Below are 15,384 nucleotides of genomic sequence, written 5' to 3'. Positions count from 1 at the left end.
CCATGAAGACCCTGATCCTTGGGGCGGCCCTCGCGGCGCTCGGCATCACCGGCGCCAACGCTGCCGATTACAACCTGCAATCGGCCTTCGCCAAAGGGTTGCCGGTCCTCGGCCCCGGCATTGACCGCTTTGCCCAGACGGTCTCGACTCTCACGAATGGCGAGGTGAATTTCATCCATCTGGGCGATGGCGAGCTGTCGCCCGCCTTCGAGATCTTCGACAATGTGGGCGCGGGCGCGATCCCGGCAGGAATGAGCTTTGCCGCATATGCCGCGGGCCGTGCGCCCGCCGCCGCGCTATTCGGCTCCATGCCCTTTGGCCCCGATGCAATCAAATACGTCTCATGGGTGCATCACGGCGGCGGGCTGGAGCTGTGGCGCGAGATCTACGCGCCCTTCAACGTGGTGCCCATGCCCTGCGGCGTCATCATCTCGGAGGCGGGCGGCTGGTACACGAAAGAGATCAACGCGCCCGAGGATCTGCAAGGCCTCAACATTCGCATCGGCGGACTGGGGGGTGCCATCCTGTCCAAGTTGGGCGCAAATGCCATGAGCCTGCCAGCGGGCGAGATTTCCACCGCGCTGGAAACCGGGCGGCTCGACGCGACCGAGCTGAGCTTCCCCATGGTCGACCGGCTGCTGGGCTTCGACAAGGTGGCCAAGAATTACTATTTCCCCGGATGGCACCAGCCTTCGGGCTTAATCGAGTTCTACATGAACAAGGATATGTGGGACGGGCTGCCGGACCAGCACCGCAAGGCAATCGAGACAGCCTGCATGGATCTGAACCTCTGGACCATCGGCACCGCCGTGGTGGGACAGCGGGTATACCTCGATGCGTTCCGCGAGAATGGCGTCGAGGTGCGACGCTTCCCCGAAGAGGTGCTGAGCGCGCTGCGCAGCGCCACCGAAGAGGTCTATGCCGAGCAATCCGAGGCCGATTCGATGTTCGCACGCGTGATGGACAGCTATCGCAGCTTTAGCGCGGCCTATGACGAGTATCAGGATCTGAACCGGCTGGAGTGAAAGAGCCGGGCATGGTCTATTCTCTCGGCGATTTCGGCAGCTACTGGGCGGGTGGCAGCGTCGCGCGGGTGAGCGAGGGCGCACCGCGCGACATCGCTTTCACGCGCGATGCCAGCTACCGCTACGACCCGCGCGGCGATTTCGCGATCAATGCCGCCTATGTGCAGTATTTCGTGCCCATGGCGGCACGCGGCGCGCCCGTGGTTCTGGTGCATGGCGGCGGCATGGCGGGCAGTTGCTGGGAGACGACGCCCGACGGCCGGCCTGGCTGGCTGCATCGCCTTCTGGACGCGGGGCGGGCGGTGCATGTGGTCGATCTGCCCGAGCGCGGCCGCGCCGGGTTTGCGCCCGCCCATATGCCGGGTGCGCCGATCCTGCGCAGCCTGCAAGAGGCGTGGAATCTCTTTCGCTTTGGACCCGAAGACGGGTTTGGCGCGCGCGCCGCCTATGCCCCACAGCAATTTCCGGTGGAGGCGCTGGAGGCGTTCGGGCGCCGCTTTGTGCCGCGCTGGTTGGGTACCGCGCCGGTGCATCTGGCGGCACTGCTGGCGGTGCTGGAGCGGACCGGGCCCGCGCTGGTGATCTGCCATTCCCAAGGGTCCGAGACGGTCTTCGACGCCGCCGCCTTGCGCCCGGATCTGGTCGAGGGACTGGTCGCGGTCGAGCCGTCGGCCTTTCCGGCAGACCCTGCAACCCTCGCCACATGCAGGCCGGTGATCGTGCAAGGCGATCATCTGGACTGCTCGGATGAGTGGCGCGCCCGTGCAGTGCGCTGGTCCGAAATGGCGAGCGCCGTTCCGGGTGCGCAGTTGATCGACACGGCGCATGCGGTCGCGCCCGGCGGCTCGCACATGCTGATGATGGACCGCCATTCGGACGGCGTTCTGGACGCGGCGCTGGCGGCGTTACGCGTGTAGATGGCGTACGTTATGTCTTGGCCCGGAAACTGCCGCTCGGCAGGTCGAACATGGTGACCGAGCGGCCGACGGTGATGTCGTTCGCGCGCTCCTCGATCTCGCCGCTTGGCTTGAACACGAAATCTTCCGTGTGCCCGATGAAGCGCGAGACGAAGTCGATCTTTGATATGAACGCCTCGATCTCGCTCTCCACCACATCAAGCCCGCTTGGCATGTCGCTACGGCGTACGAGGCTCAAAAGCTCGCTCAGGAATGACGCCAGATCGAGGATATCCTGTGGCAGCGAGCCGTTCTTGAATTTCAGTTGCGCGGTACTGAGCGCGGGCAGGAACTCCCAATCGCTGAGGCGATGTGCCGACGCGGTCTCATACTTGAACTTGCGCACGCCCTCGATGGTCGCGGTCGGGTTCTCGACCTCGCGCGCGTAATAGGTGCCTGGGCCAGACAGGGTGAAGGTGCGGCCAATCCATTTGTCCGTTCGGTCCGGCGCCGAGGCGGGGCGCGCATGGATGCGCACATCCACTTCCACGGTGCCGGTCATGAGGCCGCGTAGGGTCTTGCGCACCATGCTGCCTTGGCCGATCACCGCCGTCGCCACTTCGGAGAAGAACGTCAGGATGGTCTTTGGGCCGTTGATTTCACTCAGTTTCACCTCGCCGACACCGGGAATGCCGATGGACATCTCGGCGCTGGGCGTCGTGTCCGCCACATTGGCCGCCGCGCGCAGAAGCGCCTCCAGCTGGTCCAAAAGCTCGTCGGGCGAGGCGCCGCTGACGCGGGGCTGCGAGATGTCGATATGCCACAAGCGGGTCGGGGCGGCGTCGACCGATACCTCGGGCGTTTTGCCGGGCGTGTCGGTGGGCAGTGTCGCTGTCATCTCGACCTCGGCGCCGGGGCTGCCGATGACGATGTTGCCGGTATTGCCATCGGCACTTTGCACGGTAAGGCCCGAGAGGTCATCGCCACCGACAATCTTGGTGTTGTTCTGAATGAACGTGTTGTTCTGCACAACGATGGTGATGTCGTCGCCGATATTCAGCGTGTGCCCGACACAGGTGATCTCGGGGATGTCGAAGCCGTCGGGAATTTCGGGCACGGGCTTTGGTTTGGGTTTCGGGTCCACCTTGCGGGCGAGTTTGACAAACACGCTGCGCTCCACGGGGTCCTCATCGCCGACACCATCGTCGATACCTGAAAGCTCGGCGGTGTAGCGCGCGCGGATGGGATCGTCGTCCGACAGATATTTCTGCTTGTCGATATTGCTCTGAGGCGCCAGCGCGTAGCGCATCAATTCGATCCAGACCAATTCCATGCGGGCGATGGACAGATCCTCGTTCTTTTCCTCGGGGTCATCCGTTTTCGATTTGGTGGCGCTGGCGCGGCCCTCGATCGCCTCGATGTCTTCGACGCCCTTGATCTGAACCGAGATGGCGCGCAGGGCGGCGATATGGTCGGGGTGCAACGCAGGCGTCAGATCGCCGACCTTGAAATTGTAAAGCAGCAGATCCTGCCGCCCGTCGCCGCGCGGCAACCATTTGACATGGCCGACAGGCTTGGACGGTTTGGCGGGCGCCTTGCCGGGTTCCTCTGCGGGCTCGGGGTTCTTCTTGACGGAGCGCGTGCCGTCCTTGCCGGTGGTCGTGACCTCGCCGCCGCCTTTGCCGCCAAGCGCCGCTTTTTCGGTGTCGCGCTCGTGCTGTTTTTGCGCTTCGTCCTGCCCGGCGGCCAGGCGGTCGGCCATGGCTTGGCCTGCGCCCGCTGCTCCATCGGCCGTCAGTACACCTTTTTCGACACCCTGCTTCAGCGCGTCCATCATCGCCTTCAGGTTGGTGCCTGCCTTGGCGTCCGATTCCATCTGCGCCAACGCGCCTTGCAGGGCCATGCCGCCAAAGGCGGTGGCCAGACCCGTCGAAGCGGCAAGACCCGCACGCACGTTTTCCTGCGTGCCGGCAAGGCCCGCCATGTCGCGGAAGGCGCCCGCATTCTGGACCGCGCCCAACACGCCGTCGAGGCCCGACACGCCCGGCGCCTGCGGCGCGTTCTGAAGGTTTATGATGGGCGTGGGGAAGGCGCTGGGGGTGAGGTTCGCAGGCTCGGCGCGGCGCTGGTCAAAGATGCTGTCGGGCAGGCCCGCCAGCTCGGGTTCGACATTGTCGAAGACCCATTCAAAACTGCCGTTATGTTCCTCGGCGGCGACGCAGCCATCCAGATGCGCGCGCGCATAAAGCCCATCGGTCGGCAGGCTGATGCGCATCGGATCGGTCGGGCGCAGCCCCGCAACATAATGGTTCTTGAGCGTGTCGAAACTATCGAACATCGGATCCAGAGGTGTGTCGCTGGTCGTGCGAAACACCAGCGAATTGCCCACGATGCCCAGCGGCCGATGCTGGATCACCGAGGCCAGGCTGCGCGGATCGTCGCGCGAAATGGCGTAGCCGTCGAGCAGGGTAAAGAGCTCGTCCCGGTCCATGTTCCACCAGATCGCCTTGTGATAGAAAAACGGACGCGCGGCGAGGCGCGCCGTAAAGCTCTTGTATGCTTCCGCAACCAAGTCGCGGATATTGCGCCGATCCGCCCAGCTGAGCCGGAAGGTCAGGAGCGCGCCCGAGGGATCCGCCTCGCCGCCATCGCCCGAGACCAGGTCGCGCTCGCCCTTGTCGGAGCTGGCGGACGCCTCGTAGAGGTCATTGGCATAGCGCAGTGACGCGCGCGTGACGGTGAAAAATGAATTTTTGGGCAGCGTGCGTTCGGGCGTGGCGCCCTCGCTTTCGGGAATGAATTTGTCATTCAGGCGCACGGTCAGCTTCTCGAGATCCGCGCGGCTCAGGTCTTCCTCGCCCAGGTCGACGGTAAAATCGACACGCAACACACTGCCGAAGCGGTAGGATGAGGCCATGGTGAAATCGGCGCTCAGCGGTTTGTCATCGGCATCCAGCAGCACCAGTTCGTCAATATAGCGGCGCGCCATGTTGGGCGCGATTTCGGATTGGAAGTAACGATTGCGCTCGGCCGGCGATGCGGCGAATTTCTTGGTGATGAGGGTCGAGACGGGTCTGCCCAGATAGGGTGCAAAAACGCTGAACGCCTTTTGATAGATCGACCCGATGGTCTCTTCGGTAAGGGTCTTGTCAGTGGCGGCGGCGATGGCGTCGGCGACCTCGCCCTCGCCAGGCATGCCAAGGCCGATCCGTACCCAGAGCGATCCCGACAGAGATGACAGGGGCTGATCAGCGCGCCGCCCCTCGGGCAGGTCGCTGTTGTCCAGATCATCGGGCAAATGGTCGAGATGGCGAAAGGCCAGCTTCTCCCAATAGCCGCGCGCGTAGCGGCGCAGTACATCGCGGTAACGCCGGATGCGTGTGTCGGTGAAGTCACGCACCGGAAGCGGGACGTAGAGGCATTCGCTGACTCCCGCGATCTCGGTGTCGATGCGCAGGTGGCGCAGGATTTCGTAGTAGATGACCGACAGCGAGCGCGTGTAATTGATGTTCTGGATGACCTCCGAGACGCCTTGAATGCTCTCGCTCTGCTCGTTCTCGGTGATGACGGTACTTTGCATCGAGCGGACGGATTCGCCCCAGCGGCGAATGGAATCGCGCAGGTCCTGTGTCTCGCTGGCCGCCGTGCGGCGCCCGCCCTCCTGCGACGAAGAGCTGCTGGATGTCGAAGAGGCCACGCCGCCACCCGCGACGAAGCCTGGCATGGCAAAGCCCATGCCAGCCGCCGCCGATGTGGTGGACGCCCGCGAGCGGCCGCGCGCCCATTCGTCCAGCGATGCCTCGACCGCGTTGTCGTAGCTGCGCGTGCGCTCGGTTTCGTCCGCGACCTGGTCATCGGAGACCGTGTCTTCGATCCGCATGGCGGACTCGCGGCGCATGTAGTCCATCTTGACGATCTGCCGCTTTTGCCGCGGCGCCAGTGTCAGCGAATAGGCGATGTCGCCAAGGCTGTAGCCATTGGACCGATAGCGCACTGCCGTTTCGATGATGTGACCGTAGGTGACGGTCTTGGCCTGATAGAGTGCGCGCGGGTCGCTGTCATAGTCGATCTCGCGTGCGTCATCGGCGGCGGAGCGGGGATAATCCACCGGCCGCTCGGTCACATCGGTGGGGAATATGGTCGTCTGTTTGGACTCTGCGACATAGGGCTGCGTCACGCGCAGCGCGGTCGAGAACCGCCGCTCGCCCAGGATGCGGCCCGGCTGATCGAACGGGCGGCAATTGACGCCGGGATCACCGGCAAATAGCTCGGGCCGGTCCAGCAGGCTTTTCTCGGTCACGTTGAAGGGCGTGCCGCCGCCATCCGAGACGGCGCCGCGGGCGGGCAGGGTGATGACCAAGTCCGGGCGCGGCGCGTAAAAATCGGCGTCAGGCTCGTAACCGATCATGATGTCGGGGCCCGACAGCATCCAGACCCAGCCGGGCGCCGTCACACCTTCGCGCATGAGCGGGCCCAGCTCGAACATGCCTTCGAAATCGAGGCTGGCTGGCTCGAACGAGAGGCGCTGGCGGATGGCATCAAGCTTGGGATCGACAGGGTTCAGCAGTGCAAAGCTGGACTGGTTCGGCGCGGTGAAGATCGACCCGAGGTCGTCAAAAAGTGCATCGCCGGGAAACCCGATGGCAAGCGTATAGCCGTCAAAGCGGAACTGTGGCTGCCCCAGAACCTGATAGCGCCCGGAGCGGTGGATCCGGGTAGGCGGGCCGGCATCGACGGGCTCTGCCACGCGCCTCTCGCGCGTCTCGATCTGGAGGCGTGCATAGATCTCGGCGCCATCCTGATCCCAACGCTCGCCGGGGCGCAGTCCGGGGCTGAGCGTCCAGCTTGCCATCAGCCCGTCGCTGTCCAGATTGGCCGGATCACGCATCGCGGTTCGCGACATGAGGGTGTTGCCGTCTTCTGTCTGGACCTCGGCCTCGATTATATGGTCGTGGCTGATGTCGTAGACGTTCAGATCGCTGGGGCCCCGCAGCGTGATGTCGAAGGCAAGTGTGCGAAATTCGCGGTCGATATCGCTATTGTAGGACAGGGTGAGCGTGGCCGTCTCGCGGCTGGGAATGGGAGGCGCCGGTGATAGCGTCAGGGCGAGGCGGGTCATCCGGGCGTCCACAGCGTCGCCACCGCTGAACATCTCGAGCAGGATCAGCGCGCCGCGCTCGCTCATCCCGTCTGGCGGAGTTTCGAACATGGCCGAGGTCAACTCGCCGTGCCGGGTGCGCAGTTCGTTGAAAATGTCGATATCGGGCGGCGCGAGGCCGGCGCGCGCCAGCTCTTCTTTCGTGGCGAAGTTCAACGAATGCATCGGCAACTCCCAGTGCAGCGACAGATGCCCGGCAGTTGCAAGGCCTGACCTTGGCGGGTCGCATCTGGGGACGCGCTAAAGTCCGAGGATGCGGAAGAACAATCTCGTGATAACGCTACCACAAAACTGCGTGTGTCGCAATTTTACATAAACCCTAGGATTGCAAAGAACCTATGCGGATTGCCCGCGCGGCCACGCGCAACGTCTCCGCAAGATCATCGTGCGAGAGGCCGGCCATGGGGCGCGCCGATTCGAGGCGCACCCGAGCCAGAGCCCGCACGGCGCATTCAAAAAGCCGTTGCTGAGCGGCGCAGGCGCATTTGCGAGATCGCGGTGCGTATATCGCCAACGAAAGCTTTGCCACATTGGTGCGCTCGCGCGCGCTTAACTGGTTTGGAACCGGGGAAATAGATTCGCCCTCCGGCGCGCGGAAGGATGCGGCAGCGCATAGCTGCAAGGAGCGGATCATCTGCGGCAAGGGCGCGATCACCGCAAGACCTAGCTGGTCTGGCGCAGATCCCAGTTGTACTGGGTGAAAAGAACGCTGCGGGCGCCGAACATTTCCTTTTGCCGGGCAAGGCCGGTATTGAGGATGCGCCCGGCATCTGTTGTCGAAATGCCGAAATTGAGCCAGACGCGGTCTGCGTAAACCTCGGCCAGCAGATGCGCGACAATCAGGTCGAGCGCGCCGTTCTGCCGCCCCGCATCCGTCGTCGCCATGTATTGTACATGCACCGCGCCGCCGCAGTCGAAGACCACCACACCGCCCTCGGCCCCCGCCGCGCCGTCGGCTACGTAAAGCCGGATACGGTCCGGAAAGCGCGCGCGGAGCAGCGTGATTTCATCGAGAGTGTGCGTGGGCGCGGCATCATGCGCGTCGCTCAGCCGGGCGGTCAGCATTTCCCAGAACCCGGCGAAATCATCGCTCTCGCGCGGCTCCAGCCCGGCCTTGCGCGCACGGGTCGCGCCCTGGCGTTTGGACTTGGACATTTTGGGCGCGTGGCCGAGGGACACCGCCGATGACAGGTCAACTTGCGACAGCTGGGCGCCCTGCTGGATCAGCGCATAGACGTCCTGTTCAGCGGGGTAGCGATGGAAGATATGCGGGATCGCCTTGTAAATCAGACGCTCAAAACCTTCGGCAATCAGCGCCTCGCGCAGCGCTGCGATGATGTCCACCATCAGGGCCGCCGACATGGACGGGCCGGTAATCAGGCCTCCGTAGGTCAGTCCGCCATGGGATTTAAGGACGCATCCGTCGCGGTTTGCGGGCAGTAGCGCCACGATGACGCCTTCCGCCTCTACGACGAGTGAATGATCGGTGAACCGGTCCGCGTGATACTCCATAAAGCCGCGATCATGCAGGAATGTGCCGTTGCCGGAGGCCGCAACGAAAGCGTTCCACGCCTCGGCATCATCTGGCGTGTAGCGCCGTATGCTTGGGGTCTTGTTCATCGGGTGGCGCGCGGGGTCTGGAACGCTTGTGTCATGGCCCAAGGTATCGCCCGCCCGCGCGGCGCATTCAATGGCTCTTTGTTCGCTCAGGGTCTCGGCGCCCGCGAGGGTGCAGTCGTCCGGTTGGGCGCCGTTTGTGGCCGTGGAACGATTGTCAGATATGCCATTCCGTAGCCCATCTCAAAAGGACGGCGACCAAGGGATAGGGTGGCAGTGGTCCCCGCTGAAAATAAATGGAACGCCGCCGAGAGCAGCACGAGGATGGGAGAGGGGGGCGATCCGCCCCTGAATGGCGCAATCGAGCGCCGGAGGATCATCACGGTGATCTGTAAGTCAGGAAAGAGAAGAGCGTAAGCCAGCCAATCTGTGCCCGCTGAGGCTGTCTGGACATTGTTCAGGACAGCCAAGGTGCTGAGACCGAGACAAACCATAACCACCGGTAACCGCATGCGGGACCCGAACACCTCGCATAGTGCAGTAGTGGTGATCCCCGATGGCGTCTCAGGCCGCGCTTTGGTCGCTGGGGCATCGATCGCTGGGGTTTGATTGGCGTATCCAGCGACAGCATTGATGACGCACGGCGCTGAGGTGATTAGACACGTCTTGCGCAAAGAATATCCAAATTTTTTGTAAAGCTGCCAGCCTGGCTGCAAGCCGAAGGCCGGCCATTGCAAAGGCCGAGAGGGGCGGTCTTTGGGATGGTATTGTTATCCATGAGTTCACCAAAGCATTCCTCACAGTCCCAAGTCCAAAGGTCTCATCCTATGCTGGATCGCCTTCCCTGGTCCGAGCGGGCCAAGGACTTTTTGCGCGGACTTGCACTGAGCCGAACGGAAGCAGCCGAGGTAAAGTAGCGTGTCCGCACCGAATGGATCGTCCCATATTTATGGCAGCGGGCGCCCACAGGCGGCACGACGAAACCCAGGTACGGCAAGTCGAAGCCATTGATACTGCACTCTCCCTGAAGCTGCATAATTTAAAGATTTGTGGCTTTTGAATCCTTCTTTGCAATATCATCACCAAAGTAGTTTGAGTCGATCCTTCAATTCCTCGACCTTCGCGCGGGCATACCTGCTCGCTTCAATCAGGGCGAACAGGACATTGGAACAGTCGTTTGCGAGAGTGCTCGGGGCCGTTGCCCTGATGGTTTTGGTGGGTGTTCCCGATGGCCCTGCAGTGTCTCAGGGCTGCGCGCCCCGTGACTTCCTGCAAGAGCCTCTGCCCGCCGCGTCCTGGCAAACGCCCTGGCAAGTGGCAATCAGCGTCGCGTATCCAGAGGCAGACCTCCAAACAGCGCCGTCGCCGCGGATGTCATATCGCGGAGCGGTAATCTCCGTGGACGGCCCCACATCGCGTCCGGCCAGGCAAATTATCGAGACGCCGACAATCGGTGATCAGTTCGCCATCCTGTATCCCCTGTCGCGCAATCTGGATTTGCGGTTGGCGCCATTTTATGATCCCGGTCGCGCGCGAAGCGAACGCTTTTTCGGGCTGCTCTACGGCGAAACCGCCGGCGCGGTAGAGCAAGATCTCGAAACGGTCGCTGCCGGTCCCGCCCGGTTTCGTGTCACGCGCCGACACGGCGTTGCCTGCCAACTTGCCGTCGCCGTTGCGGATCTGGATCTTGGTGCCGCCGAGATTGCGCCGCTCTTTCGGGATGTCGGGGGAAGCTACAACTGGCGACGCATCGCGGGCACAGACCGCCTGAGTGCACATTCCTACGGCATAGCTGTCGACGTGAACGCAGCGATTGGCGGCTATTGGCGCTGGTCCGGCGCGACCGAAGGCGCAGTCGGTACTTATGAAAACAAGGTGCCTTGGGCGCTGGTCGAAGCGATGGAGCGTCGCGGCTTCATCTGGGGCGGCAAGTGGCACCATTTTGACGGCATGCATTTCGAATATCGACCCGAATTGATCCTCTACAGCAGATTGATGGAAGGAGCCGGACAATGATCGCTCGAAAGTGGACGGCCGCGTTCGCGGCGGTATTTGCGGCGCTGGTCTCCCCGGTGCTCTCACAATCCTTGATCGAGAGCTATGTCGCCGAGATTGGGAACGTAGATCTGCGTAATTCTTCGGGGGCGGTTCTGTCCGATCCGGCAGCGATCCTGACCCAGGATCGTGCCAATGTGCACCGTTTCGGCATGCAGCAGCCCGGCGACACAATCGACGGGCTTTTCCAAAGCCGCGAGATGCGCGCGCGGATGCCGTCCCTTGTGGCACGCGGCGGCATATCCCCCGCAGCGCAGGCGGCACTTCGGTCAGGCTCGGCCGTTAAGTTACAGGTTCAGGTCTGGGGGCAGGGCACGACGCCGTCTCATGTGACCGTGGATGTCGCTGGATTGTCACCGGCCACCCCCGGCGATACGCGTTTAAGCCCTGCGGAGTTGGCACAAGCGGCGCGCGGCATTCAATCGGCGCTCAACGCGAGAGGCTTTGATGCAGGCCCGGTCGATGGCCAACCCGGTCAGCGCACGCGATCGGCCATTGCCGCGTTCCAAAACAGTATCGGCACAGCGCCCACCGGGACGCTGACGCGCTCGGAACTGGTGCTGTTGACTGGTGGTGCGCCTGACCCGGGGCCGAGCTTTGACTGTCGCCGTGCCCAGACCCCGACCGAGATCGCGATCTGCGCCAACCCCTCGCTCGCGGCGCTCGACCGCGCTGTTGCAAGGGCGTGGAAGTCAAGTGGGCGCCCTGCCGACCAGTCGGCCTGGCTCCGGAGCCGGGACGCTTGCCGTGATGATGCGGAGTGCCTCACGCACAGTATGAGGGTGCGCGTTCATGCCCTCGGAGGCACGGTCGAGCCGATCCCGTCTGGCAGCCAATTCGCGTTGAGCGGGCAACCTGGGACAAACAATTCCGGCAGTTTCTTGCCGCAATCAATCACCTCAAATGACGCTCCCATTCCGGCCGGGCCGCGCGCGCATTTCGACCAAAGCACACTGGTGGATGCGCCCGAAGGCCTCGCGCGCCGACTTGCCCTGCTGGCGATCAAGCGAGATCCTTCCGTGCTTGACGACACCGATGTTCTCGATGCCATCCGGCGATTGCAGAATGCCGAGTCTGATCCCGCCGACCGTGTTTTCAACGCCTTGAACCCGATTGAAAAGGAAGATTCCCGCGCGGCCCTGCGCACTGCGCTGTTGCAAGAAGCAGAGACCGCCAGATCGGTGACGCCCGAGGATCCGATTGACGTGACGCTCTATCTGCACGCGCGGCCCCGTGATTTCGTGGAAGGCTCGGGGCTCGAGCTGACCGGGGGCGCATCACAATTGATCCTGAGCGCCCGGCCTTATCCGATCGGATCGATGGTCGTGACATTGCCAAGCGAGATTTCCAGCCCGCTTGCCATCGAACGGTCCGAGGCTGCGGCCTTCATCGACCGCGTTGCCGAAGAGAATACACAAGGCAATCAGCCCCGGATCGTGATCTGGGGGCGGATCACGCGCATCGGGCGGGATGAGAGCGTAGAGGCGTTCGCACAACAACCCACATCGCGCGGTGTCCCGGCCACTCTCGAGCCGCAGCGCGCTGAATTGCATTTCGTGGCACAGGACAGTCGTCGCCGCTCGATCATGCCGCTCGAACACGGCAGCGATCCGGTCTATCGCTGGCAGTTGGGTGATGGGGGTGCGCAAGTTGAAGGCGGGCAGAGCGCCCTTGCGCTGGCGCAATCCCTCGGTCTGCCGCTTGCTGGCGAGGCGCTGGATGTACCACTGCCCGCAGCGCGCGGTCATGAGGCGGCGTGGGGGCGGTTCACCGCGCTGGCCTGGCTGGGCCAGAATCCCGATGTGCCCCGCGAAGGCAATGGCTTTATCGGTGTGGCTCAGGGCCTGCTGTCGGAAACCGATCACCGAAGCTTTTTCGGGCAGCCTCGCTATGGGCGGTCCAACATTGCCCTTATGGTGACCGATGCGCGCCGCGTGTCAGATCCCTTTCCGGATGAATTCGTCCGACGTGACGCCAAGCGGGTCTTCTTCGAGCGCTACTACAACTCAATTCTGTCCCAGGCACCGACCTGGCCCGTCCAGGTGCGCCACAGCGTCGTCCTGACGCTCGGTCAGTATGATTTCGACAAAGAGAGCTTTCCAATTCAGGGCAACCTCTCCGAACAGCAGTACCGTGTCGTTGATCTTCCCACTGATGGCCGCGAAGCGGGGCTTGCCTCCGCCGAGCGGTTCGGCAACCTGCCCGAAGAGATCCGGATCCCGACCGATCAGGCGCGCGCCTTGCGCCAGATGTCACAGGACCGCTTGGTGCGGTTGGTCTGGTGGGCCAATTTCGACTATTCCGTGGACACGTCAGACGTCGAGCAAGCGTTTGGCAGTCCCCGCAACAGCGCGATGCAGACCGGGCAGGGAACGCTGCGGCGTGTAGGTATCTATGCCGGCCCGAACCTCGAGTGGGAGGTGATGTCCTTTCCGGTCGAAGAGATGCTCATCGCCGCCCCTCAGTCCCCGGCAGAGCGGCCCACTCCGGTCGCATCCGATCTTGCGCGCAGGGTGGCGGACGCCGAGGCGTCGGACCGGATTGCTATCGCGGGCCATGTTGCGCGACTTCTCGGAGAGGGTGGCTTCGAGACCGTTGCCAGCCTCATGCCGGAGGTCCAGCAGGCCAACGAGTTCGACGCGCCCGCAATCACGCAAGCCACGATCGCGCAATTGCGTGCCGGGGCAGACAATCCACTTGTCATCCGCAGCGGTGTTGCGCTGGACACTTACGATCTCGAGAAGGGCACCTTTGCGTTTCGCCATGACGCATTGAACATCCGCGCAGGCCATGGCGGGTTGCAGGTGACGATAAACCTTGTCGGCCCGACCCCGTTTGAGCCACTGGAAATGGATCAGGCGACCGCGCGTTTCATAGCCGAGCAGCGTTCGCGCAACATCATGTTTCTTGCCGAGCTGACGCCCGAAACCGCAGCGAGGCCGCAGTCGCGCGCGCATCAGGTGTCGCTTCTGGTCCGTCCGGAGCGGATAGTGTTCTACACGCAGGACGAGAACAACTTGCCCCGGATCCTTGGTGAACGGCAGTTCGGTGAGGCGAACGCACGGGCCGAAGAGCGGATCACCCGGAGGTTCGACGCGAAGGAATTTGCAGGCCTCAGCGAACGCCGGTTGCAGGTGACATCTCATGTCGCCGACCTTCTGGCGATCCGAGGCGGCTATACGCCGACGGACGAAAGGCTGCCTCTTCTGCTCTCGGCCGCTTGGGCGGATCGCCATGTCGACGTGCCGGGCCCGTCCCTCTTCGATGCGGAGCAGCCTCTGCCGGACACGGTGTGGGTGACACGCCACCGCGTGATGAGCCGATCCTGGCTCGAAGCCAAGGCCGCTGCGCTGGGGCAGGATTTCACGGCGCGGATCATGGCGAATGCCGATCGCACCTGCGGCGCATTTGTCGAGGCGTACGGGCATATGTCCCAAGAGCTCATGGCCGCGGTCCCGTCGCTGCGCGAGGATCAGAACCAGCTTGCGCAGCTTCTGCGCGAGCGCGAAGGACCGATCATGGTTCCGCGGCGATATGCGATCTCGCACACCCGGCCCCACGCGACGGACGACCACTGCACAAGCGCGATGACCGCGCTGGTGCTCGAGGACGCGCTTCACGAAGGTCGCTCTGCGAGAGATGCAATCGCCGCGCATATCGACTTTACCTTGACCTCCGTCGAGAGCGTGGAGGGCGCAGGCCGCGTGGATGGCCTCGTTCTAAAGGGGGATGCGGCGGGCGCGCGGATCGAGATCAGCGACGGCACTTTGCGGCCCCTCCTGGCGACGCAGGCAAAAACCGAGCCGGAGGCGCCGGACATGTCCGAACCCGTGGCGGCGTCGGGCGAGGAGAATGTGACCGAGGCGGACCCCAACCAGCTTGCCGCGGCACAGGCGATTATCCAGCCATCCACGGCCACGGCCACGGCCACGGCCACGCCCGCGCCAAAAGCCACCGCCCAGTGGCCGGAAATCACGGTGGAGGATGACGGCGAGGCCAAGTACGATCTTCTGGGCATAGCGACTGGCCAGGACATGGAAGACGCGGCTGCAGTCCTCTCGGAATTCGACGATATAGACGCCGAGTTCGCGACATCGATTGCGCCGGGCGAGACTGCAACTGCTGCGCAGCGCGCGCTTGGCTACCAGCGCGTTTACTTGAGGCGCAACGGCACGGAGGCGCTGACGCTGGCCTCATGGGCGCCGGACGGCAAAGTCGTCGGAATAATGCGCCGCATGGTTCTGACGGATGGCGTGCTGCCCTACGACCGTATCGTGGCCGCCCTGGCCGAAAAATACGGAGAGCCGGATTTCGTCACACCCGGAGAAGAGTTGCGCGGCTGGAACGCCCCCAGAGAGCATTGCTATGTCATGCCATTCGGCATGCAGGCCCAGCAGCGGCTGGTTCCGGCAGATGGCGGCGAGACGCGGTTTCAGCACTTTCAGGGGGCGGCCCACAGGATGGGCATGCCGGATTTCCCCGAGAGCATCGCGGGCATGTATGAAGGCTGCGGCGAGGTGCTGAGCTACATGGAAGAGAGGCACGCCTCGAGCGGGCATTCAGGCTTTAGCGTGATCCTCATGGATTTTGACCGGCTCGAGCAAGCGCAAATCGCGCTTTCCCCAAAGGAGCCTGCCGCAGAAGATTTCGAGATCGAGTTCTGAGAATCTTGGCCTTGTGAAGGGCAAACGTC

Annotated in this window: 6 protein-coding genes; 4 read left to right on the top strand and 2 right to left on the bottom strand. The window is 63.4% G+C overall.

Annotated elements, in window-relative coordinates; translation table 11 throughout:
* The first annotated feature begins 2 nt into the window (after positions 1-2).
* Positions 3-1,025: a TRAP transporter substrate-binding protein gene (locus tag BW975_RS10735; RefSeq protein ID WP_076533840.1), complete on the top strand. Its 1,023-nt coding sequence runs from the start codon at positions 3-5 to the stop codon at positions 1,023-1,025.
* Positions 1,026-1,036: 11 nt separating this feature from the next.
* Positions 1,037-1,942, top strand: a complete 906-nt coding sequence (locus BW975_RS10730; protein ID WP_076533838.1) for an alpha/beta fold hydrolase — start codon at positions 1,037-1,039, stop codon at positions 1,940-1,942.
* A 10-nt stretch (positions 1,943-1,952) separates the two neighbouring features.
* Here the strand turns inward: BW975_RS10730 and BW975_RS10725 are convergent, their stop codons facing one another.
* Positions 1,953-7,244, bottom strand: a complete 5,292-nt coding sequence (locus tag BW975_RS10725) for a hypothetical protein (RefSeq protein ID WP_076533836.1) — start codon at positions 7,242-7,244, stop codon at positions 1,953-1,955.
* Positions 7,245-7,742: 498 nt separating this feature from the next.
* The gene (locus BW975_RS10720; RefSeq protein ID WP_076533834.1) at positions 7,743-8,699 is read right to left on the bottom strand and encodes a GNAT family N-acetyltransferase; all 957 of its coding nucleotides are present in this window, start codon (positions 8,697-8,699) and stop codon (positions 7,743-7,745) included.
* A gap of 993 nt (positions 8,700-9,692) precedes the next feature.
* Between BW975_RS10720 and BW975_RS18160 the strand changes: the two genes are divergently transcribed.
* Positions 9,693-10,652 (top strand): M15 family metallopeptidase, encoded by a 960-nt coding sequence (locus BW975_RS18160; protein WP_139329168.1) that lies wholly within the window; start codon positions 9,693-9,695, stop codon positions 10,650-10,652.
* A complete protein-coding gene (locus tag BW975_RS10710) occupies positions 10,649-15,355 on the top strand; it encodes a peptidoglycan-binding protein (RefSeq protein WP_076533829.1) in 4,707 nt (1,568 codons plus the stop codon). The genes BW975_RS18160 and BW975_RS10710 overlap by 4 nt, the downstream gene beginning before the upstream one ends.
* Positions 15,356-15,384: the final 29 nt, after the last annotated feature.

It is taken from the genome of Roseovarius nanhaiticus, assembly GCF_900156535.1.
GTDB classification, from domain to species: domain Bacteria; phylum Pseudomonadota; class Alphaproteobacteria; order Rhodobacterales; family Rhodobacteraceae; genus Roseovarius; species Roseovarius nanhaiticus.
This window is presented reverse-complemented; position numbering and strand designations above follow the sequence as displayed.

Bases quoted from the DNA above. Each gene is read 5' to 3' on its own strand.
- BW975_RS10710 (WP_076533829.1), top strand. From the start codon at position 10,649: ATGATCGCTCGAAAGTGGACGGCCGCGTTCGCGGCGGTATTTGCGGCG.
- BW975_RS10730 (WP_076533838.1), top strand. From the start codon at position 1,037: ATGGTCTATTCTCTCGGCGATTTCGGCAGCTACTGGGCGGGTGGCAGC.
- BW975_RS10735 (WP_076533840.1), top strand. From the start codon at position 3: ATGAAGACCCTGATCCTTGGGGCGGCCCTCGCGGCGCTCGGCATCACC.
- BW975_RS10720 (WP_076533834.1), bottom strand. From the start codon at position 8,699: ATGAACAAGACCCCAAGCATACGGCGCTACACGCCAGATGATGCCGAG.
- BW975_RS10725 (WP_076533836.1), bottom strand. From the start codon at position 7,244: ATGCATTCGTTGAACTTCGCCACGAAAGAAGAGCTGGCGCGCGCCGGC.